Genomic DNA, 19,956 nt, shown 5'->3' with positions numbered 1-19,956 from the left:
GCGTCAGTCGCGCTCGTCACCCTCGTCGGCGCCTTCCAGCGCGCGCTCGATCTCGGCCGGCTTGCGCTGCTCGAACCGGGCGCGCAGCTCGCGCACCTTGTCGTCGCTCAGGCCCTCCGCCGCGGCGGGGAACATGTCCTGCTCCTCCTCGTCGATGTGATGGATGTAGCGGTCGGCCAGCTTCTGGAAGCTCGCTCGCCAGTCGTCGGCGCGCACGTCGGCCTCGGCGATTTCCTTCAGCAGGTCGCCGATCTCCTTGTGCTCGGCGACCGAATGGACCGCGTCGTGGCGCAGCTCCTCGCGCGCCAGCATGGTCGCGTACAGCGTCTCCTCCTCGGCCGCGGCATGGGCGGTGACCTCGATCTTGAAGCGCTCGAACAGGCGCTGGCGCTGCTCCGGCTTGCCCTCGGCCGCGAACAGGTCGGCGAGCAGTGCGCGGTGCTGGTCGTGATCCTTCTTGAGCCGCTCGAAAATGTCGTTCGCCATGCCTTTGATCTCCCGTTGTCCCGCGCCAACGGCTCAGGCGGCGAACAGGTCCAATTGCCGCGCGCGCGGCGCGACGAGGGCGCGCAAATCAGTCCGGTCGGTGAGCAGGACCGGCCGCCAGTCGGCGGTGACGATGAACGGTCGGACCTTGGCGATGCTGACCGTCAGCCGGGCCACATCGTCGAGCCGCATCGCCCGCCACTTGCGGCTGCGCAGGATGCGGTCGACCGCCTTGGTGCCGAGCCCGGGCACGCGCAGCAATTGCTCCTTGCTCGCGCGGTTGACGTCGACCGGGAAATAGTCGCGAAACTTGAGCGCCCAGGCGAGCTTGGGGTCGATGTCGAGCGGCAGCATCCCACCCGGGTCGGCGGCCGCGACCACCTCTTTGGGCTTGAACCCATAAAAGCGCATCAGCCAGTCGGACTGGTAAAGCCGGTGCTCGCGCATCAGCGGCGGGCGCTTGAGCGGAAGCACGGCGGACGGCGAGGGGATCGGGGAGAAGGCGCTGTAATAAACCCGCCGAAGTCCGAAGCGATCGTAGAGCTGGCTGGCGCGGGTGACGATGTCGCCGTCGCTTGCCGCATCCGCGCCGACGATCATCTGGGTCGACTGGCCACCCGGTGCGAAGCTCGGCGCGCTCTTGTACTTTTTGCGGGCGTCCTTGCCGTCGTCGATCGCGCCCTTCATCTCGCCCATCGCGCCTTCGATCCGGGCGCCGTCCTTCTCCGGCGCAAGCGTGCTCAGGCCCTGCTCGGTCGGGAGCTCGATGTTGATCGAGACGCGGTCCGCATAGAGGCCGGCCTGGCGGACCAACTCGGGGTCCGCATCGGGGATCGTCTTGAGGTGGATGTAGCCACGAAAGTCGTGCACTTCGCGAAGCTGGCGCGCGACCCCGACCAATTGCTCCATCGTGTAGTTGGACGACCGGATGATGCCCGACGAGAGGAACAGCCCCTCGATGTAATTGCGCTTGTAGAAGGCGAGGGTGAGGTGGACGACCTCCTCCACCGTGAAGCGCGCGCGGCGCACGTTCGAACTCTTGCGATTGATGCAATAGTGGCAGTCGAAGATGCAGCTGTTGGTCAGCAGGATCTTCAACAGCGAGATGCAGCGGCCGTCGGGCGCGTAGGCGTGGCAGATGCCCATGCCTTCGGTCGAGCCCATACCCTTGCCGCCGCGGCTGTCGCGCTTGCTCGTCCCCGAAGACGCACAGCTGGCGTCGTACTTCGCCGCATCGGCGAGTATCGCGAGCTTGCTGCGGGTGTCGAGCTGGGCCATGCGTTCACACTATGTTCTAAAACTTGTGCTGTCCATACAGGCGTTTAGCGGTAAGTTGCCTGCCCACTCGACGGCCTGTCGAAATGCGTTGGAGCAGGCGCGGCGCGGCCCTAGGCTGCGGCACGTTTCAGGGGGAACACACATGCGTCGATTGTCCGCAATTCTGGCCGCCACCATCCTCGCCACGGCTGCTCCGGCACTGGCCGGGCCGAGCGAGGACTTCCAGAAAATCCAGGACGATTATTGGGCGGCGTTCCTGCGCGACAATCCGACCTTCGCCTCGACGCTCGGCGTCAGGACCTACGATCGCGAGCTCGAGCAGGTTGGGATTGCGGTCGCCGAACGCCAGGTCGCCGAGGCGCGCGAGATCCTCGCTCGCCTCGACGCTGTTCCGGCCAAGGCGCTCGTGCCCGCCGAACAGGTTAATCACGCCATCCTTCGCGCCCAGCTACAGAGCTTCGTCGACGGCGGCCTGTTCCGCTCCAACTTCATCCCTTATTCGGCGGGGGGCACCTACATCGACGGCCTGCCGCAATTCTTCGACCAGGTGCCGCTCAAGAGCGCGGCCGACTACGATAATTTCCTCGCCCGACTTGGCCAGGTCGCCGACCGGATCCGCGCCCAGACCGCGCTCGCCGTCGATCTCGCCAAGAAGGGGTACGGCCGGCCCTGCTCGACGCTCGCCCCGCTCGACAAGAGCCAGGCGGTGGCCCCCGACGCCGACGTGGCCAAGTCGCCCTATTTTTCCCAGTTCGCCAAGCCGGCGCCGAGCGGGATTGACGCCGCGCGTTGGGCCACGCTCCAGGCCTCGGCGCGCACCCTCATCAGCCGCGACATCAATCCCGCGATCGCCGGCTTCCAGGCGGCCTATGCCAAGGACTTGCGGCCGCGCTGCCTGAAGAGCGATTCGATCGCCGCGCTGCCGGACGGCAAGGCAAATTACGCCTACCTGGTGCGCTTCCACACCACCACCGACATGACCCCCGACGCGATTCACGCGCTCGGGCTTAGCGAGGTCGCGCGGATCCGCTCGGAAATGGCGGCGGTCGCCGCCAAGGCCGGCTTCGCCAGCCGCGAGGCGATGATCGCCGACATGCGCACCAACCCCAAATATTTCGCCAAATCGCCCGAGGAGCTGATGGAAGCGACGGCGCGCATGGCCAAGCTGATCGACGGCAAGATGCCCGGCCTGTTCGGCAAGCTCCCGCGACTGCCCTATGGGATCAAGGAGATCCCCGCCGCGATCGCCGAGGGGACGACCACCGCCTACTACGTCCAGGGCAGTCCGGAGGCGGGGGTCGCCGGCACCTATTTCGTCAATACCAGCAAGCTCGACCAGCGGCCGCTGTGGGAATTGCCGCCGCTCACCGTCCATGAGGCGGTGCCCGGTCACCACCATCAGATCGCGCTCCAGCAGGAGCTGGCGATGCCCGACTGGCGCAAATATGCGACCTTCTTCACCGCCTTCGTCGAGGGCTGGGGGCTCTATTCGGAGCGGCTCGGGATCGAGCTCGGAATCTACGACACGCCGCAAAAGGACATGGGCCGGCTGGGCTACGAGATGTGGCGCGCGGCGCGGCTGGTGGTCGACACCGGCCTCCATGCGAAGGGCTGGTCGAAGGCGCAGGCAGTGGCCTTCTTCAAGGACAATACGACGCTGACCGACGCCAATGTCGATGCCGAGGTCAACCGCTACATCTCAACGCCGGGCCAGGCGCTCGCCTACAAGCTCGGCGAGCTACGGATACGGGCGCTTCGCGCCAAGGCCGAGAAGACGCTCAGCGCCAAGTTCGACCTTCGCCGGTTCCACGACGCGGTGCTCGATCAGGGGCCGGTGCCGCTCGGCACGCTCGACCGGCAGGTCGAGGCATGGATCGCCGCCGAGCAGGCGAAGGGGTGAGGGGCGCTGCCGCCTAGCGCGGCGTCGTCTCGCTCTTGGCCTGCTCGCGGCGCTCGGCAAAGGCGTTCTCGATCAGCTGGTCGAGGCAGCCGGTGTGGCCCGCCGGGCCGACCGCCGAACAACTGTTGATACCGGTCGCGCCGACCGTCTCGAAGCTCTTGGCGCGCACCGCCCACGCCTGGCGCGACTGCAGCGAGCCGCCCTGGCGCAGCCGCTCGGGGATCCGGTAGCGTTCGGTCTCGGGCTTGCGCGCGCAGACCACCACCTCGTCGTCGGTCGAGCGCGGGCAGGGGTCGGTGCCGTAGACGATGACTTCGCTGACGCTTGCGTTCTGGGCGGCCGACGGGGCCGGGGCCAGCGCCGAAGCGGCCACGGCAAGGGCAATCCCCATGGTGAGCGGCGTCTTGGTCATCACATCATTCCTCTCAAGCCAGCAACAGCGTCAAGCCGCCGCAAAAGTTCCTCAAATCCGCTTCGACAGGCCGATCGCGACCCGGCATCCGGCGCGAATCGCTGCTGTCAGAACGGGGTAGGCGGGGGCATTGGCCGAGCCGTGCGCGCGCGCGGTGTCGCGATGCTCCAGCTCTTCGGCCTGGAAACGCAAGATGTCGGCCGACAGCTCGGGGTCGCTGTCGCCGAGCTCGCGCAACTGGTCGGCATAATGGCGATCGATCTCGGTCTCGACCGCGTCGGTGCAGGCCATCGCCGCTTCCTCGGAGATAAGCGCGGTCGCCGCTCCGAGCGCGAAGCCGGCGATGTTCCACAGCGGCTGCAGCGCGGTCGGGCGCACGCCCCGCTCGGCCATCAGCTGGTCGAAGCGGTCGAGATGCGCCTGCTCCTGGCTCGCCATCCGCGCGATCTCGTGCGCCGCCGGCGACTTGCCGCGAAGCACCGCCATTTGCCCGGCGTAGATCCGAGTCGCGCCATATTCGCCGGCCTGGTCGACTCGGATCATCGAAGCGGCGTCGGGCGGCCGGTCGCCGGGTTTCCAGCTCATGCCGGCCGCCGGCCGAGAAGGAAAAGGATCAGCGCCGCTCCGCCGAGCGAGAAGATCGCATTATAGCCGGCCATCGAAATCCCGAGCAGCGACCATTGCACCTCGTCGCAGCGCACCAGTGGCACGTTGAACAGGTCATCGAGGCTCATCGCGGCGCCGGCCGAACTGCACGTCGTCAGCCCTTCCCACCAGCCATATTCGACCCCGGCATGGAACACGCCGATCGCACCCGACACCGCGACCGCCACGGCGGCCAAAGCGGTCAGCACATTCGCGCCGCGCGTGCCGACCGGATACAGGAAGGCGGCGAGCGCGAGCGGGATGGCGGCATAATGCGGCCAGCGTTGCCAGTGGCACATCTCGCACGGGTGAAGCCCGCCGACATATTGCGACAGCAAGGCGCCGCCGAGCAGCGCGGAGGGGACGAGCAGCGCCAGCAGCCGCGCCGTCGCGGCGGGAGCCCGCGCCGCCGGCCGCTCGAGGCTCGCCGTCGCCATCGCTCTTGGCTCAGCGCGACTTGGCAGGGGCCGGAACGCCGCTCGCCGCAAGCGACAGGCGCTTCAAGGTCTTCAGCGCATAGTCGAGCTGGAAGTCCTCGACGCCCTTCTTCTTGAGCTCGGCGGCGGTGGCGGTGAAGCGCGGATCGGGGCTGCCGTCCTTCTCCAGGATCTCGTCCTTGACCGATTCCTGGCTCACCAGATGGCGGCGCAAGTCGGCCTCGCGCACCACCTTGCGCTCCTTGTAGTCCGGATCGCTCAGCTGCGGGACGAGGATGTCGGGATCGATCCCGCCGGCCTGAACCGACTTGCCCGAGGGGGTGTAGTAGCGCGCGATGGTGAGGCGCAGCGCCTTGCCCTGGCCGATCTCGCTAACGCCCTGGACCGAGCCCTTGCCGAAGCTGCGCTCGCCCATCACCACCGCTCGGCGATGATCCTGGAGCGCTCCAGCGACGATTTCCGCCGCCGAGGCCGAGCCGACGTCGACCAGCACGATCACCGGCAGGCCATGCGCCATGTCGCCCGGCTTGGCGCTCCAGCTTTGCATGTCGCGCTTGTCGCGGCCGCGCTCGGAGACGATCTCGCCGCGATCGAGGAACGCGTCGCTGACCCGCACCGCCTCGTTGAGCAGGCCGCCGGGGTTGGAGCGCAGGTCGACGACATAGCCCAAGGGCTTGCCGCCGGTCGCCTTGTCGATCGAGGTCAGCGCCGATTCGACCGCCGCGCCGGTGTTGCCGCTGAAGGTGTTGATGTTGATGATGCCGATGCCGTCCTTGACCTCCCACTTGACCGGGCGGAGCTCGATCTTGGCGCGCACCAACGGCACGTCGAACGGCTTGTCGCGGCCGGGGCGGACGATCGTCACCGTGGTGCGCGACCCGGGCGCGCCGCGCATCTTCTCGACCGCCTCGTCGAGGTCGAGACCGTAGAGCAATTGCCCATCGAGGTGAGTGATATAGTCGCCGGCCTTGATTCCCGCGCGGTCGGCGGGCGTGTCTTCGGTCGGGGTGATCACCTTGACCGCCCCGTCCTCCATCGTGACCGACAGGCCGAGTCCGCCGTAATTGCCGTCGGTGGTGGTCCGCAGCTGGTTATAGTCGCTGCCCTCGACATAGGAGCTGTGCGGGTCGAGCGCGGCAAGCATGCCATCGATCGCGCCCTTGATCAGCACATGATCGTCGACCGGGTCGACGTAGGACGCGCGGACCTGGTTGAACACGTCCATGAAGGTGTCGAGTTCCTTCATCGTGTCGGCTTCGGACGCCGCCAGCGTGCTGGTGGTCAGCGGGATCATCGTCAGCGCGCCGACGAGGGCGAGCGGCGGGACGAGCCGGGCGAGAGTCTTCATCGAACCAATTCCTCGCGTCTGTTCGCGGCCACTCTAGCGCCGCCGCGGCTGAATGGACAGTGACCGGCTGCGCTGCGCGGCGAGCGCGGGAGAGATGTGGCGCCCATTGCGGGACAGTTCGAGCGCCACCGGCCCGAGCGCAACGCCGAGCGGCGCACCCTGCTTGAGCCGGGTTCCGCGCGACGCCTCGGCGCGGGCGCCGACCAGCATCGTCATCCAGCCGCCGCCGTGATCGAGGATCACGACCCCGTCGTGACGGCGGAACGGGCCGCTGAACGCGATCGTCCCGTCGGCCGGCATGACGAGCGGCGTGCCGCGCCTGGTCTCGAGCCGGATGCCGCGGGCGCGCACGCCGGTGTCGCCGATCGCCCCCTCGCCCTCGCTGACCGCGGCCGAGGCGGGAAGGGCGTAGGGCAGCATCGCCGCCGGTGCCGTACCTTCGGGAGGCACGGGACGCGCCGGCGCCGGCGGGAGTTGGGCGAGCCGCGCCGCGATCCGCCGCGACTGCGCCGCCCGGGCGCCTTCGCTGGCCGCCGACTCGGCCCCAATCCCGGCCACGATCGCCGAGTCCCCCGCCTCGAGCGCCGCTCCGCCGAGGCTCTGCGCACGCGTCAGCGCCGCCTGTTCGAGCTCTGCGAAGCGCTGCTGGCGTTTGCGAAGCTCGGCCCGCGCCGATTGCAATTGCTGCTCGCCGCGTGCCGCCGCCGCGGCCAGCGCCCGCGCCGATCGAAGCTCGGCCGCCACCGCCGCGCTGCGCCGGCGCACTTCCGGCAAAGCGGCGGCGAGCAGGGTGCGGGTACGCATCAATTCCTCGACCGAGCCGCGGTCGGCGATGGCGAGCAACGGGGGGCGGCGCTCGAGCTGGATCAGTCCGGCGACGAGCGCTGCAAGCGGGCGCTGGCGCTCGGCAAGGCGGGCCTGGGCCGCAGCAACCGCCCTGCGCCGATCGGCCAATTGCCCAGCGGCAACGCTGATTCGCGCCTCCGCTGCGCCGATCGCCGCAGCTGCCGCCTGCCGCTCGAGCGCCAGCCGCGCCGCCTCGCCGCCGGCCCTGGCCGCAGCCGCCTCAAGTCGCCGGGTCTCCGCCTCGGCGGCGCGATATTCGGCCTGCAGCACCGCCACCGGCGACGCCGCCACGCTCGACCCGGCCGCCAGACCGAGCACTGCCGCGAGGAACAGTCGCCTAGCCATCGCGATGATAGGGATGGTTGGCGAGGATCGCGGTGGCCCGGAACAGTTGCTCGGCGAGCATCGCCCGCACCAGCAGGTGCGGCCAGGTCGCCGGGCCGAAGGAAAGCAGCAGGTCGGCTTCTGCGCGAGTATTGGCTGGATGCCCATCGGCCGCGCCGATCAGGAACCGCGCCTCGCGCCGCCCGCCGTCGCGCCACCCCTCGAGCCGCCTCGCCAGCGCAACCGAGCCCAGGGCCTCGCCGCGCTCGTCGAGCACGACACTGACCGCATTGCCGAGCGGTGCGGGGATGGTCCCGCCCTGCTCGGGCAGTTCGGTCACCCGGGTCGGCCAGGCGATGCGCTTGATGTAGCGCTCGACCAGTTCGCCCTCGGGCGACCGGCCGATCTTGCCGCGGGCGATGAGGTGCAGCAGCAAATGTGCGCGCTCAGGCGCTGCTTCCGGCCGCCTTGGGCTCCTCGTCGCCGAACGCCCACATCCGCTCGAGATTGTAGAAGGTGCGCACTTCGGGGCGGAACAGGTGGACGATGACGTCGTCGGCGTCGATCAGCACCCAGTCGGCGGTCGGCAAGCCCTCGACCCGCGCGATCTTGCCGAACTGTTGCTTGATCTTGTCGGCGATCTTGCCGGCCATCGACGCCACCTGGCGCGACGAGCGGCCCGAGGCGATCACCATATGATCGGCGATCGACGACTTGCCGGCGAGCGGAATGGTGACGATTTCCAGCGCCTGGTCGTCGTCAAGCGATTGCATCACCAAGTGGTGAAGCGCCGCGACGTCGGCGGGCTGCTTGGGACTTGCTGCCTTGGTAGGGTCGGCCAAGATGGCTCCTCTTAGGAAATGCGGGGTCGGCGGGCGCGGCCGTTGAGGCGGCGATGCCAATCGGGATTGCGGGCGCGCAAGGCGGTGGCCGAGGTCGGGTCGGGCGGCAGGCGAAGGAAGGTGATCGCCGGTGCACTCCACGCCGTCCAGTTGCGAGCCATGGCCGCGGGGCGGACGAACCACCGCAGCCAGCCCATCGCGCGCGCCGCGCGGGCATCGTCATCATAGCCCGGGCGGGAAATGACGGCAATCGGCACCTGTCGCGCCAGCCTCCGCCAGTCCTTCCACTGATGGAATTGGGCCACACTGTCCTCGCCCATCAGCCAGATGAAGCGGTGCTGGGGGTAGGCCTTCCCCAGCGCGGCGAGGGTGTCAACGGTGTAGCGCGTGCCCGCCCGGCGCTCGAAATCGCTGACCCGGATCGGGCTTCGCCTCGTCATTGCCCGGGCTGAACGAAGCCGCGCCTCATAGGGCGCCATGCCCGCCGCCGCCTTGAGCGGATTGCCGGGCGAGACCAGCCACCACACCTCGTCGAGCCCGAGCGCGTCGAGCGCCGCCAGGCTGACCCGCCGGTGCCCAACATGGGCCGGATTGAACGATCCGCCGAGAAGCCCGATGCGCGCCATCAGCAACCCGCTAGCATGACCGCTGGGCCCGGCATAATATGCCAGCGGGGGGCCGAGCATGACAGGACTTGAAGGGGTAGGAGAGGCGGTCACCGGCGCGATGGCCGGGCGCGCGGTCGAGCCCTATCACGGCGAGCAGCGCGACGACGGCCATTTCCACGAGCGCGACTGCCTCAATTGCGGGACCCCGCTGACCGGCGCTTATTGTCACCGGTGCGGCCAAAAGGCGCATCTCCACCGCAATCTGCGCTCGCTGGTCTCCGACTTCGTCCAGGGGCTGTTCAACTTCGAAGGCAAGATCTGGCGCACCCTGCCGATGCTCGTCTGGCGCCCGGGCGAGATGACCCGCCGCTACATCCAGGGCGAGCGCGCGCGCTTCGTATCGCCGGTCGCGATTTATTTGTTCACCGTGTTCCTGATGTTCGCCGTGCTCAATTCGACCGGCACCTTGTCGCCCAACGTCGAGGGCGCGGTGCGCTCCAACATCGAAACCGCGCTCAACGACGAGCAGCGCAAGCTCGACTGGCTCGAGCGACAGCGCCGCAGGGCGGTTGCCGAAGGCCGCAGCACCGCCGCGATCGACCGCAACATCGCCAACCGCCGGGAGGACATCGCCGACCTCAGCCGCGTTCGCACGACCGGCGCGGTCGAATTCGATCCCGGCGATGGCGAGGTGCCCGCGCTCCTGCGCCCGGTCATCGAAAAGGCGCAGCGCGACCCGCAAGGGTTCGTCAGGAACATCCAGGATGCCGCGTCCAAATTCAGCTGGCTGCTGATCCCGTTGAGCGTGCCGTTCCTGTGGCTGCTGTTCCCCTTCTACCGCCGCTTCAAACTCTACGACCACACGGTGTTCGTCACCTACTCGCTGTCGTTCATGATGATGCTGGTCGTCGCCGGCGGACTGCTGGTGCTGGCCGGCCGGCCCGGCTGGACCGGCCTGCTCGCCTTCGTCCCGCCGATCCACATGTACCGGCAGTTGAAGGGCGCCTATCAATTGCGTTGGTGGAGCGCGCTTCTGCGGACCATCGCACTCACCATCTTCGCCTTCGTCGCGGCGGTGCTGTTCTCGCTAGTCACGCTGGCGATCGGAGCGATGAACTAGCAGGGGTGCTTGGTCGCCAGGATGCGGTTCAACGCCTCGGCCATGTCGATCGCCTGGCGCTCGGGCCGCGGGATGGCCGACAGGCGGGCCATGAATTCATCCGTGCCCATCCGCCGGCTGGCGCCCTTGGGCGGGCAGTAGCGCGGCTTCTCGCCGGCCTTCTCGGCAGCGATCCGGCGCGCCTTGATCAGCTCGCCTGCCGCGCGCACTTCCTTGGTCAAAGCGCGGATCTCGCCCATCGACAGCAGCGCCCGGCTGCCTTTCTTGTGAAGCGCGTCGGCGCGGCGATGGAATTCCTCCGCGTTCATCTTCTGCGCGGCAGCCGGAGCGGCCAGTCCGACGATAATCAACCCAGCCACTAAAGTGCGCATCGTCAACCGCCCCCTTGCGGCGCGATCATGCACATCAAGGCGCGAAAGGGAATTGCCTGCTCGGCGAGCGCTCAACAGGGATAGCGCCGCGCGAGATGCGCCTTGAGCGCGTCCTTCGAGCTGGTCGTGGCGCGCTGCGCGACCGGCACGGCACGCATTGCCGCGAGCACGTCGCGATTGCTCAACTTGACCCCGCCCGGCGTGCAATAGGCCTTGGGCTTGCCGGCCGCAGCGGCAGCCTTGTTCGCGGCGGACAGTTCGCCAGCGTCCTTTTTGACCTGGTTCATCAGCAGCTTGAGGTCCTTCGAGAAGACCGCCATCGCGCCCTTCTTCTCGAGCGCGTCGGCCTTGGCGAGGAAGGTCGCGACCGGCATCGCTGAAGCGGCGGCAAGCGGCGTTACAAGCAGCGCGGCGCCAAGCGCGAGATCACGGAATTTCATCAGTTTACCCCTCCCGACGGAAAGGAGCCGTAGAGCGGCGTTGGGATGAACCCTTTTTGAACGCCTAGCCCGCCGCGGGCGCTGCTCCGCCGATGCCGCGGCCGGGACGCTTGGCCTTGGGGATCGAATTGCCCGCGGTCGGGATCACCGGGGCCGAGCTTCCGCCGCGGTCGATCGAGCCGCCGGCGAGGATCGTCTTGATCTCGTCGCCGCTCAGCGTCTCATATTCGAGCAGCGCCTGGGCCAGCTTTTCGAGCTCGTCGCGATGGGTCTCGAGCACGCTCTTGGCGCGGTCGTATCCGCTTTCGACGATGCGCCGGATTTCCTTGTCGATCGCCTGCGCGGTCTCGTTCGACATGTTCTTCTGGCGATTGACCGAATAGCCCAGGAACACTTCCTCGTCGGCCTCGGCATATTGCAGCGGCCCAAGCTCGTCGGACATGCCCCAGCGGGTCACCATGTCGCGCGCCAGGCCGGTCGCGTAGCTGATGTCGCTCGACGCGCCGGAGCTGACCTTGTCGTAGCCGAACACCACTTCCTCGGCGACCCGGCCGCCCATCGCGACGGCGAGGTTCGCGTACATTTTGTCGCGGTGATAGGAATAATTGTCGCGCTCGGGCAGGCGCATGACCATGCCCAGCGCGCGGCCGCGCGGGATGATCGTCGCCTTGTGGATCGGGTCGCTGGCCGGCTCGTGCAGCGCGACCACGGCATGTCCCGCCTCGTGATAGGCGGTCATCTTCTTCTCGTCCTCGGTCATCACCATCGAGCGCCGCTCGGTGCCCATCATGACCTTGTCCTTGGCTTCCTCGAACTCGCTCATCGCGACCAGCCTTTTGCCCTTGCGCGCGGCGAGCAGTGCCGCCTCGTTGACGAGGTTGGCGAGGTCCGCGCCGGAGAAGCCCGGAGTTCCGCGGGCGATGGTGCGCGGGTCGACGTCGGGCGCCAGCGGCACCTTCTTCATATGCACCTGGAGGATTTGCTCGCGGCCCTCGATGTCGGGGCGCGGAACGACCACCTGGCGGTCGAACCGGCCGGGGCGAAGCAGCGCCGGATCGAGCACGTCGGGCCGGTTGGTGGCGGCGATGATGATGATGCCCTCATTGGCCTCGAAGCCGTCCATCTCGACCAGCAGCTGGTTGAGCGTCTGCTCGCGCTCGTCATTGCCGTTGCCGAGGCCCGCGCCGCGATGGCGGCCGACGGCGTCGATCTCGTCGATGAACACGATGCACGGCGCCGATTTCTTGGCCTGCTCGAACATGTCGCGCACGCGGCTCGCGCCGACCCCGACGAACATCTCGACGAAGTCCGAACCGGAGATGGTGAAGAACGGGACGCCCGCCTCACCGGCGATGGCACGGGCCAGCAGCGTCTTGCCGGTACCGGGGCTGCCGACCAGCAGCGCGCCCTTGGGGATCTTGCCGCCGAGCCGCGCGAACTTGCCCGGGTCCTTCAGATATTCGACGATCTCCTGGAGTTCCTCGCGCGCCTCGTCGATCCCGGCGACGTCCTGGAAGGTGACCTTGCCTTCCTTCTGGGTGAGCATCCGCGCCCGGCTCTTGCCGAACCCCATTGCGCCGCCGCCGGCATTCTTCTGCATCTGGCGCATGATGAAGATGGCGATGCCGATCATCAGGATGAACGGCAGTGAATTGTAGAGCAGCAGCATCCAGATGCTGGCGCCTTCCTCGGCCTTGACCTGGACCGCGACGCCCTTCTCGACCAGCAGCGGGGTGACCTGCGCATCGGCCGGGGCCATCGTCTTGAACGTCTTGCCGTCGTCGAGCCGGCCGCTGATCGAGGCGTCGCCGTTGGTCGCGCGCGACACGATGACACTCTGGACATTGCCTTCGTTGACCTGGTTGACGAACTCCGAATAGGTCATCGCCGCCCCGGCCGGCTCGCGCGCCCCGCCGAACGACTGGAAGAACAGGACGATGCCGAGCAGGATCGCCATCCAGATCAGCAGCGACTTGGTCCACGGATTGGCCGGCTTTTTCTCGTTCATTGGGTCGCTCTCATATCTGTCGCGGCCAAGATAGGCCTTCGCTGCTTAATGACAATGGAACGCCCGCTGGCTTTTCGCGCCCCCCATTGGCAAGTGGCCGCGAACCCAGCCAAGGCCAGACCATGATCCGAACCGTCCCGACCCGCCCGTTCGAGGGCCAGAAGCCCGGCACCAGCGGCCTGCGCAAGAAGGTGCGCGTGTTCCAGCAGCCCAATTACACCGAAAATTTTCTGCAATCGATCTTCGACGTCGCCCCGCCCGGCGCGGGCGCGGCGCTGGTGGTCGGCGGCGACGGGCGCTTCCACAACCGCACCGTCATCCAGCAGGCTCTGCGCATCGCCGCCGCCAACGGCTTCGCCCGCGCCATCGTCGGCCAAGGCGGCATTCTCTCGACCCCCGCGGCGAGCCACCTGATTCGCAAGAACGGCGCGGCGGGCGGGCTGATCTTCTCGGCCAGCCACAATCCGGGCGGTCCCGACGCGGACTTCGGGATCAAGTACAATGTCGCCAACGGCGGCCCGGCGCCCGAAGCGGTGACCGAGGCGGTCTACCGGCGGACGCTCGAGATCGACCGCTGGTTGACGATCGACGCGCCCGATATTGAGCTAGATCGCCTAGGCGCCACGCGCATCGGCGCGATGGAGGTCGAGGTGATCGATCCGGTCGCGGACTATGCCGAGCTGATGGAAAGCCTGTTCGACTTCGCCGCCATCCGCCGCTGGCGCGAGGCTGGCGGAAGCTTCGCGTTCGACGCGATGAACGCCGTCACGGGCCCCTACGCCCACGATATTTTCGAGCGCCGCCTCGGTTTCGCGCCCGGCACCGTCCGCCGCGGCACCCCGCTCGAGGATTTTGGCGGCGGCCATCCCGACCCTAACCTTACCCACGCGCCCGAGCTGGCGGCGCTGATGATGGGGCCCGACGCCCCCGATCTCGGCGCGGCGAGCGACGGCGACGGCGACCGCAACCTCATCATCGGCCGCGGCCTTCCCATCAATCCGTCCGATTCGCTGGCGATGATCGCCGCCAACGCGCACCTCGCCCCGGCCTACCGCGGCGGCATCGCCGGGATTGCGCGTTCGATGCCGACCAGCACCGCCGCCGATCAGGTCGCGCGCCGCCTCGGTATCGGCATGTTCGAGACCCCGACCGGGTGGAAATTCTTCGGCAGTCTGCTCGACGCCGGGCTGGTAACAGTGTGCGGTGAGGAAAGCGCCGGCACCGGTTCGGACCATGTGCGCGAAAAGGACGGGCTGTGGGCGGTGTTGATGTGGCTCAACATCCTCGCCGCACGCGGCCAGTCGGTCGCCGAGATCGCGCGCGACCATTGGGCGACTCACGGCCGCAATTATTACGCGCGCCACGATTACGAGGCGCTGCCGGTGGAAGCCGCCAACGCATTGATGGCCGAGCTCGAGGCTGCCTGTCCGGCGCTATGCGGCCGAAGCTTCGGCGAATTCACCGTCGCCGGCGCCGCGCCCTACGCCTACCGCGACCCGGTCGACGGCTCGGAGAGCCGCGGACAGGGCATCGTCATCCCCTTCACCGACGGCTCGCGCGTGATTTTCCGCCTGTCGGGCACCGGCACCGAGGGCGCCACCTTGCGCGCCTATCTCGACCGCTTCGAAGCGCCGGGCGGCCGGCTCGACGCGCAAGTCGACGAGATGCTTGGCCCGCTTGCCGAAATCGCCGAGGAGGTCGCCGGGATCGCGCGCCACACCGGCCGCTCGGCGCCGGATCTGATCACCTAGCGCGGCGGCGGCGCCGCGGACACGCGCCACGTTCCGCCGCCACTCATCTTGAGCCCAGCCAAGGTCACCGTCCGACCGCCAGCCAGCGCCGCCATCGCCCGCTCGAGCTGCGGTCCGCGCGGCCGCACCGCGCCAAGCCGGTCGAACGCCACCAGCAGCAAGCGCCGCTGGAGCTCGCGCGGCAGACCGCCGGCTTCGACTTCGATACCTCCGCCGACCTCGCGCACCCGCGCCTCGGCCAGCCCGGCGACCGACCATTCGATCGCTTCCTCGGCATCCGCCAGCCAGCGCGCCGACGACGCCAGCCGGTCTGCCTCTGCCCAGTCGGCGCGCTCGACCAGCCCGCGGAAGCGCGCGCGGTCGTGGCGCGGGTCGCGGTTAGCGGGGTCGTCGATCGGCTCGATCCCGGCCGCCTCGACGATCGCGCGCAGCTCCGCCCGGCGCCAGTCGAGCAGCGGCCGAACTAGCCAGATGTCGCGGTCGAGCAATCGCTTGCGGCGGGTCGCGGCGAGTCCCGACAGGCCCGCCCCGCGGGCGAGGCGCATCAGCAGCGTCTCGGCCTGGTCGTCGGCATGGTGGGCGGTCGCCACCGCGCCCAGCGACTGCTCGATCGCCCAGTCGTTGAGCGCCCGGTAGCGGGCATGGCGCGCCTGCGCCTGCAGGCTCGCGCCGGAGGCCACCGTCACCGTCAGGATATGGTGCGCGACGCCGAGCCGGCGGCACAGGTCGGCGACGAACCGCGCCTCGCCTGCGCTCTCCGGCCGAAGCCGATGATCGACCGTCGCCGCCTCGATTCGGTCGGGCCGGGCGGCGGCGGCGAGCAGCAGCAGCGCGACGCTGTCCGGCCCGCCCGACACCGCGATCCCAAGCCGCGTCTCGGGCTCGACCAGCGCATCAAGGTCCGCCGCGAAGCGGTCGGTCAGTTCAGTTGAAGGCCTCAAGACTTCGGTCAAGGAAAGTTCGTCATTGCGAGCGTAGCGAAGCAATCCAGATGTCCGCCGCTGGATTGCCGCGGCGCTGCGCGCCTCGCAATGACGCTAGCCGCAATTGGCCTCGGCCTTGGCCGGGCCGAGCAGCCGCCGAAGCTCGGCGCGCAGATTGGCGCCATAGACATTCTCGAGCTCCGAATAGGCCCGGCACGCCTGCTGCGGCTGCTTCAGTCGGAAGCTCGCCTGGCCGAGGTAGAACAGGCTGTCGGCGGCGCGCTCGCCCTGCGGGTTGGAGCGATAATTGGCGAGCAAAGCCTCGGCCGCGGCGCGATACTGCCCCTTGTCGAGCAAGGCGCGGCCGGCGAGGTTATTGGCCCAGCTCACCCGGCGGTGGCCGGGAAAGGACGAGGCCATCGCCCGAAGCGCGGTGATCGCCTGGTCGTAGCGCTTGGCCAGCCACAATTGATAGCCGCGGTCGTAGGCTTCCTCGCCGGCGGTCGCGAAATCGCCGGTGGCGGCGCGTGGCGGCGGCGCGGCGTCGGGCTCCGGCGCCGCGGGATCGGCCTCGGCGGTCTCGGTCGCGGGCTCCACGGCCGGCTCCGCCGCGGCCGGCCGCTTCTCGAGTTCGGCCCGCATCCGCGCCACTTCGGCCTCGAGCGTCGCGACCCGGTTGCTGCTTTCCTCGCCCAGCCTGACCGCCTCGGCCATCTGCTTCTCGATCGCGTCGAGGCGAGCGCTGAGCTGGTTGGTGATCGTCAGCGTCGCCGCCGGGTCGTCGGCAAAGCCGGCGGTGCTGGCCGGCGGATTGCGACCGTAGACCCGCTCCTGCATCTGGCGCAGCCCGCGCTCCAGCCGGTCGATGCGCTGCTCGGGGGTCGGCGGTCGGCGCTGGGCCATTGCCGGGTTCAGCAAGGCGGCGGAGAGCGTGGCGGCAAGCAAGGCGTGACGAAGCTTCATTCTGGTCCCTGTCGGCGGGTCAAATGGGTGGCGCGATGGTCGCCGCGCCGGGCTTGACCGGCGCTGAACATCACGGGTTGGCGGGGGCCGGCGGAGTGGCCGCCGGAGAGGTCGCGGCCGCCGGAGCGGCGGGCCGGTTCATCAAATCGCGCGCCAGCAGGCTGACGTTGCTGACGGTGGTCGCGGCCGGCCCGACCGGCGGCGCGTCGGCGGTCCCGACCGCGATTCGCAGCGCCTCGGGCTTGCCGGTGGTCAGCACCGGCTTGACCGCGCTCGCCGGCACCTCGAAGCTCTGGCCGGACTGGAGCACGCCCTCCTTTAGCGTCGTCGCGCCGTCCTTGACCTGCAGCCACACTTCCTCGTTGGCGGTCAGCACCACCGGCCCGGTCGCCGCTGGCGCGGGCGCGGCCGGCACTGCGGCGTTGGCCGCCGCGGCCTCCGGGGGCGCATTGTCGGCGAACACCTGGGCGTCCTCGCTATATTCGCGGCTCTGCCACCAGCGCGCCCCTAGCACCACGGCGATGACCGCGATCGCCGCCGCGAGCAGCAGCCATTTGGGGAAGGACCGCGCCGGGTCGGCCGGCTCGTACAGTTCGGATGCGTGGGTCACGGGCCGGGTGCCGCCGATTTCCGCGCGCAAATCCTCGGCCACCTGGCGCCGGTCGAGCCCGACCGCGGCGGCGTAATTCTTGGCGAAACCGATGGTATAGGTCGGCGCCGGAAGCTTGTCCCACTCGCTGTTCTCGAGGCTTTCGAGATGGCGCGTCGGGATCCGCGTGCTGGTCGCGACATCCTCGAGCGACATCTTGAGGCGCTTGCGCGCGGCCCGCAATTGCTGGCCGACCGTTGCGGCCGGGCGGTCCTCGACAATTTCGCCGTCGTCCATGCTCTACTCCCCTCGGCGCCGATCGTCGCCCTTGCTTGTCAGGATCGGCGCAAGGGCTGTCAATGGTCAGCCGAGCGCGACCCGGTGCCGCTTGGCCCAATCGCTGAGCCGCTTGCGCAAATCGGGCGCCGGATTGGCCAGCAGCCGCGCCATGCGCGCGCTCGTGTCATGCTCGTTGAGCGACCGGACCATCGCCTTGATCGGCCCGACCGCCGCCGGAGTGATCGAGAAATTGCGGATGCCGATGCCGATCAGCGCCAGCGCCTCGAGCGGCCGGCCGCCCATCTCGCCGCACACCCTGACCGGCACGCCGGCGGCGTCGGCCTGGTCGACGATCCGCTTCAGGAAGCGCAGGATCGACGGGCTCAGCCAGTCGTAGCGCTCGGCCAGCCGCGGGTCGGCGCGGTCGGCGGCGAACAGGAATTGGGTAAGGTCGTTGGTCCCGATCGACAGGAAGTCGACCCGCGGCAAAAGCACGTCGAGCATCTCGGCCAGGCTCGGCACCTCGAGCATCGCGCCGAATTTCACCGCGCGCGGAAGCGGCCGCCGCGCCGTCTTGGCCCACTCCAGCTGCTCCTCGAACAGCGCGCGCGCTTCCTCATATTCCCACGGCTCGCTGACCATCGGGAACATCACGTGGAGCGTCTTTCCGGCCGCCGCCTCGATCAGCGCGCGGGCCTGGGCCTTCATCAGCGTCGCCCGCTCCAGGCTGAGGCGCAGCGCGCGCCACCCCATCGCCGGGTTCTCCGCCTCGTCGCGCACGTCGGACAGATAGGGCAGGGCCTTGTCGCCGCCGATGTCGACGGTGCGGAAGATGACCGGCTTGTCGCCGGCCAGGTCGAGCACCGACTTGTAGAGCTTGACCTGGCTTTGCCGGCCGGGAAGCGAGGCCGAGACGAGGAACTGGAATTCGGTCCGGAACAGGCCGATCCCGTCCGCGCCCGACGCCTCGAGCATCGCCGCGTCCTCGGCCAGGCCGGCGTTGACCATCAGCGACACCTGGGTGCCGTCGAGCGTCACTGCCGGCTTGTCCTTCAGCGTTGCGAACTGGGCGCGGCGCTTCTGGCTCATCGCCATGCGTTGCTCGAACGCCTGGGTCAGCGCGCGCGTCGGGCGCACCACCACCGACGCGTTGTCGCCGTCGACCAAAATCGTGTCGCCCTCGCCGGCGACGTGGCGGATGTCGCCGACCTTGCCGACCACCGGAACGCCCATCGCCCGCGCCACGATCGTCATGTGGGCGGTCAGCGATCCTTCCTCCAGCACCACGCCCTTCAGCCGCCGCCGGTCATATTCCAAGAGCTCGGCCGGCCCGAGGTTGCGGGCGATCAGCACGGTGTCCTTCTGCAACCCGGTTTTGGCCGCGGTGCCCATCCGCCCGCTGACGATCCTGAGCAGCCGGTTGGACAGGTCCTCGAGATCGTGCATCCGCTCCTTCAGCAGCGGATCGTCGATGTCCTGCATCCTGGCGCGGGTGCGCTGCTGGACCCGCTCAATCGCCGCCTCGGCGGTCAGCCCGCTGTCGATCGCCTCGTTGATCCGCCTCGACCAGCCCTCGTCATAGGCGAACATCTTGTAGGTCTCGAGGATCTCGTTGTGCTCGCCGACCGTGCCGAATTCGGCGTCGCGGGTCATGTGATCGATCTGCTCGCGCATCCGCCGGAACGCCGAATAGACCCGCGCCCGCTCGGCCTCGATATCGTCGGCGACGGTATGCTCGACCACCACCCGCGGCTGGTGAAATACCGCCACCCCGCGCGCCATCCCGGTGACCAGCTTGAGGCCGGTCAGCCGCTGCGCCCCGGTCTCGCCGCGACCGCGCCGCCCGCCGTCGGCCAGCCGCGCGTTGGCGATCATCTCCGACAGCACCATCGCCACCGTCTGGAGCGCCTCGATCTCGACATTCTCGTAGCAGCGCGGCTCGGCGTGCTGCACCGCGAGCACCCCGATCGCATTCTCGCGCCGAACGATCGGCACCCCGGCGAAGCTGTGGAAGCGCTCCTCGCCGGTCTCCGGCCGATAGGCGAACGCCGGGTGGCTCGCCGCCTCGTCGAGGTTGAGGATCCGTCCCTCGGCGGCGATCGTCCCGACCAGCCCCTCGCCGAGCGCCAGCCGGGTCACGTGCACCGCCTCGCTGCGCAGCCCGTGGGTGGCGTAGAGCTCGAGCTTGCCGTCGTGCAGCAGATAGATCGAGCACACCTCGCTCGCCAGCTTGTCGGCGATGAGGTCGACCACCGTGTTGAGCTTGGCCTGCGCGCTCATCCGCCGCGCCATCACGTCGTGCAGCCCGACGATGATTTCGCGCGAGGCGTTGGCGGCGGTCAGCGGCATGAGGTTCGACTAGAGGCTCGCCCGCGCCTTGTCACCG

The 19,956-nt window shown here is 68.9% G+C and carries 20 protein-coding genes; 3 read left to right on the top strand and 17 right to left on the bottom strand.

Annotation, left to right across the window (positions count from 1 at the left end; genetic code table 11):
* Positions 1-3: 3 nt before the first annotated feature.
* Both D0Z60_RS08185 and D0Z60_RS08180 read right to left on the bottom strand, forming a co-directional pair.
* A complete protein-coding gene (locus tag D0Z60_RS08185) occupies positions 4-486 on the bottom strand; it encodes a hemerythrin domain-containing protein (RefSeq protein WP_118857784.1) in 483 nt (160 codons plus the stop codon).
* 33 nt (positions 487-519) lie between these two features.
* On the bottom strand, positions 520-1,764 hold the full coding sequence (locus D0Z60_RS08180) for a putative DNA modification/repair radical SAM protein (protein WP_118857783.1): 1,245 nt from the start codon (positions 1,762-1,764) through the stop codon (positions 520-522).
* 142 nt (positions 1,765-1,906) lie between these two features.
* On the opposite strand from D0Z60_RS08180, the gene D0Z60_RS08175 reads away from it, so the two are divergent.
* On the top strand, positions 1,907-3,664 hold the full coding sequence (locus D0Z60_RS08175) for a DUF885 domain-containing protein (protein ID WP_118857782.1): 1,758 nt from the start codon (positions 1,907-1,909) through the stop codon (positions 3,662-3,664).
* 13 nt (positions 3,665-3,677) lie between these two features.
* Here the strand turns inward: D0Z60_RS08175 and D0Z60_RS08170 are convergent, their stop codons facing one another.
* The 8 genes from D0Z60_RS08170 to D0Z60_RS08135 all read right to left on the bottom strand — a co-directional run bounded on the left by D0Z60_RS08170 (position 3,678) and on the right by D0Z60_RS08135 (position 9,144).
* Complete coding sequence (locus tag D0Z60_RS08170; protein WP_118857781.1) at positions 3,678-4,076, bottom strand: hypothetical protein; 399 nt, start codon at positions 4,074-4,076, stop codon at positions 3,678-3,680.
* Between the two features lie 51 nt (positions 4,077-4,127).
* Positions 4,128-4,661: a demethoxyubiquinone hydroxylase family protein gene (locus D0Z60_RS08165; RefSeq protein WP_118857780.1), complete on the bottom strand. Its 534-nt coding sequence runs from the start codon at positions 4,659-4,661 to the stop codon at positions 4,128-4,130.
* Entirely contained in the window at positions 4,658-5,158 is a 501-nt protein-coding gene (locus D0Z60_RS08160) for a disulfide bond formation protein B (RefSeq protein WP_118857779.1), read from the bottom strand. The genes D0Z60_RS08165 and D0Z60_RS08160 overlap by 4 nt, the downstream gene beginning before the upstream one ends.
* Positions 5,159-5,168: 10 nt before the next feature.
* Positions 5,169-6,506 (bottom strand): S41 family peptidase, encoded by a 1,338-nt coding sequence (locus D0Z60_RS08155; protein ID WP_118857778.1) that lies wholly within the window; start codon positions 6,504-6,506, stop codon positions 5,169-5,171.
* A 33-nt stretch (positions 6,507-6,539) separates the two neighbouring features.
* The gene (locus D0Z60_RS08150; RefSeq protein WP_118857777.1) at positions 6,540-7,697 is read right to left on the bottom strand and encodes a murein hydrolase activator EnvC family protein; all 1,158 of its coding nucleotides are present in this window, start codon (positions 7,695-7,697) and stop codon (positions 6,540-6,542) included.
* The gene (locus tag D0Z60_RS08145; protein WP_118857776.1) at positions 7,690-8,112 is read right to left on the bottom strand and encodes a 23S rRNA (pseudouridine(1915)-N(3))-methyltransferase RlmH; all 423 of its coding nucleotides are present in this window, start codon (positions 8,110-8,112) and stop codon (positions 7,690-7,692) included. The genes D0Z60_RS08150 and D0Z60_RS08145 overlap by 8 nt, the downstream gene beginning before the upstream one ends.
* 10 nt (positions 8,113-8,122) lie before the next feature.
* Entirely contained in the window at positions 8,123-8,449 is a 327-nt protein-coding gene (rsfS, locus tag D0Z60_RS08140) for a ribosome silencing factor (protein ID WP_118858506.1), read from the bottom strand.
* Between the two features lie 80 nt (positions 8,450-8,529).
* Entirely contained in the window at positions 8,530-9,144 is a 615-nt protein-coding gene (locus D0Z60_RS08135) for a nicotinate-nucleotide adenylyltransferase (RefSeq protein WP_118857775.1), read from the bottom strand.
* A 58-nt stretch (positions 9,145-9,202) separates the two neighbouring features.
* Here D0Z60_RS08135 and D0Z60_RS08130 point away from each other — a divergent pair, with 58 nt between their 5' ends.
* Positions 9,203-10,246, top strand: a complete 1,044-nt coding sequence (locus D0Z60_RS08130; protein WP_118857774.1) for a DUF3667 domain-containing protein — start codon at positions 9,203-9,205, stop codon at positions 10,244-10,246.
* Here D0Z60_RS08130 and D0Z60_RS08125 read toward each other — a convergent pair.
* From D0Z60_RS08125 to ftsH, 3 genes are all read right to left on the bottom strand, one after another.
* Complete coding sequence (locus D0Z60_RS08125) at positions 10,243-10,617, bottom strand: hypothetical protein (protein ID WP_162888150.1); 375 nt, start codon at positions 10,615-10,617, stop codon at positions 10,243-10,245. The genes D0Z60_RS08130 and D0Z60_RS08125 overlap by 4 nt on opposite strands.
* Before the next feature lie 71 nt (positions 10,618-10,688).
* Positions 10,689-11,057 (bottom strand): hypothetical protein, encoded by a 369-nt coding sequence (locus tag D0Z60_RS08120; protein ID WP_118857772.1) that lies wholly within the window; start codon positions 11,055-11,057, stop codon positions 10,689-10,691.
* Between the two features lie 64 nt (positions 11,058-11,121).
* Positions 11,122-13,065 carry an ATP-dependent zinc metalloprotease FtsH gene (ftsH, locus tag D0Z60_RS08115; RefSeq protein WP_118857771.1) on the bottom strand — a complete coding sequence of 648 codons (1,944 nt, stop codon included), beginning with the start codon at positions 13,063-13,065 and terminating at the stop codon, positions 11,122-11,124.
* Between the two features lie 122 nt (positions 13,066-13,187).
* On the opposite strand from ftsH, the gene D0Z60_RS08110 reads away from it, so the two are divergent.
* A complete protein-coding gene (locus D0Z60_RS08110) occupies positions 13,188-14,816 on the top strand; it encodes an alpha-D-glucose phosphate-specific phosphoglucomutase (RefSeq protein ID WP_118857770.1) in 1,629 nt (542 codons plus the stop codon).
* Here the strand turns inward: D0Z60_RS08110 and tilS are convergent.
* The 4 genes from tilS to ptsP form a co-directional block, all read right to left on the bottom strand.
* Positions 14,813-15,757, bottom strand: coding sequence for a tRNA lysidine(34) synthetase TilS (tilS, locus tag D0Z60_RS08105; RefSeq protein ID WP_162888149.1), 945 nt, complete (start codon positions 15,755-15,757; stop codon positions 14,813-14,815). The two genes, D0Z60_RS08110 and tilS, sit on opposite strands and share 4 nt — an antisense overlap.
* A 96-nt stretch (positions 15,758-15,853) precedes the next feature.
* Positions 15,854-16,702: a tetratricopeptide repeat protein gene (locus D0Z60_RS08100; RefSeq protein WP_118857768.1), complete on the bottom strand. Its 849-nt coding sequence runs from the start codon at positions 16,700-16,702 to the stop codon at positions 15,854-15,856.
* Between the two features lie 70 nt (positions 16,703-16,772).
* Positions 16,773-17,588, bottom strand: a complete 816-nt coding sequence (locus D0Z60_RS08095) for a helix-turn-helix domain-containing protein (protein ID WP_118857767.1) — start codon at positions 17,586-17,588, stop codon at positions 16,773-16,775.
* 66 nt (positions 17,589-17,654) lie between these two features.
* The gene (gene ptsP, locus D0Z60_RS08090; RefSeq protein ID WP_118857766.1) at positions 17,655-19,919 is read right to left on the bottom strand and encodes a phosphoenolpyruvate--protein phosphotransferase; all 2,265 of its coding nucleotides are present in this window, start codon (positions 19,917-19,919) and stop codon (positions 17,655-17,657) included.
* Between the last annotated feature and the right edge of the window lie 37 nt (positions 19,920-19,956).

Source organism: Sphingomonas mesophila, assembly GCF_003499275.1.
Classification (GTDB): domain Bacteria; phylum Pseudomonadota; class Alphaproteobacteria; order Sphingomonadales; family Sphingomonadaceae; genus Sphingomicrobium; species Sphingomicrobium mesophilum.
Note: the sequence above shows the minus strand (reverse complement) of the source record. Positions and strands in the feature narration are given on the sequence as shown.

What these genes read in the sequence shown, in the direction of transcription:
- D0Z60_RS08165 (WP_118857780.1), bottom strand. Translation starts at nt 4,661, where the DNA reads ATGAGCTGGAAACCCGGCGACCGGCCGCCCGACGCCGCTTCGATGATC.
- D0Z60_RS08175 (WP_118857782.1), top strand. Translation starts at nt 1,907, where the DNA reads ATGCGTCGATTGTCCGCAATTCTGGCCGCCACCATCCTCGCCACGGCT.
- ftsH (WP_118857771.1), bottom strand. Translation starts at nt 13,065, where the DNA reads ATGAACGAGAAAAAGCCGGCCAATCCGTGGACCAAGTCGCTGCTGATC.
- D0Z60_RS08130 (WP_118857774.1), top strand. Translation starts at nt 9,203, where the DNA reads ATGACAGGACTTGAAGGGGTAGGAGAGGCGGTCACCGGCGCGATGGCC.
- D0Z60_RS08155 (WP_118857778.1), bottom strand. Translation starts at nt 6,506, where the DNA reads ATGAAGACTCTCGCCCGGCTCGTCCCGCCGCTCGCCCTCGTCGGCGCG.
- D0Z60_RS08135 (WP_118857775.1), bottom strand. Translation starts at nt 9,144, where the DNA reads ATGGCGCGCATCGGGCTTCTCGGCGGATCGTTCAATCCGGCCCATGTT.
- D0Z60_RS08160 (WP_118857779.1), bottom strand. Translation starts at nt 5,158, where the DNA reads ATGGCGACGGCGAGCCTCGAGCGGCCGGCGGCGCGGGCTCCCGCCGCG.
- D0Z60_RS08150 (WP_118857777.1), bottom strand. Translation starts at nt 7,697, where the DNA reads ATGGCTAGGCGACTGTTCCTCGCGGCAGTGCTCGGTCTGGCGGCCGGG.
- rsfS (WP_118858506.1), bottom strand. Translation starts at nt 8,449, where the DNA reads ATGCAATCGCTTGACGACGACCAGGCGCTGGAAATCGTCACCATTCCG.
- D0Z60_RS08120 (WP_118857772.1), bottom strand. Translation starts at nt 11,057, where the DNA reads ATGAAATTCCGTGATCTCGCGCTTGGCGCCGCGCTGCTTGTAACGCCG.
- D0Z60_RS08125 (WP_162888150.1), bottom strand. Translation starts at nt 10,617, where the DNA reads ATGCGCACTTTAGTGGCTGGGTTGATTATCGTCGGACTGGCCGCTCCG.
- D0Z60_RS08100 (WP_118857768.1), bottom strand. Translation starts at nt 16,702, where the DNA reads ATGAAGCTTCGTCACGCCTTGCTTGCCGCCACGCTCTCCGCCGCCTTG.
- D0Z60_RS08095 (WP_118857767.1), bottom strand. Translation starts at nt 17,588, where the DNA reads ATGGACGACGGCGAAATTGTCGAGGACCGCCCGGCCGCAACGGTCGGC.
- ptsP (WP_118857766.1), bottom strand. Translation starts at nt 19,919, where the DNA reads ATGCCGCTGACCGCCGCCAACGCCTCGCGCGAAATCATCGTCGGGCTG.
- D0Z60_RS08170 (WP_118857781.1), bottom strand. Translation starts at nt 4,076, where the DNA reads ATGACCAAGACGCCGCTCACCATGGGGATTGCCCTTGCCGTGGCCGCT.
- D0Z60_RS08185 (WP_118857784.1), bottom strand. Translation starts at nt 486, where the DNA reads ATGGCGAACGACATTTTCGAGCGGCTCAAGAAGGATCACGACCAGCAC.
- D0Z60_RS08110 (WP_118857770.1), top strand. Translation starts at nt 13,188, where the DNA reads ATGATCCGAACCGTCCCGACCCGCCCGTTCGAGGGCCAGAAGCCCGGC.
- D0Z60_RS08180 (WP_118857783.1), bottom strand. Translation starts at nt 1,764, where the DNA reads ATGGCCCAGCTCGACACCCGCAGCAAGCTCGCGATACTCGCCGATGCG.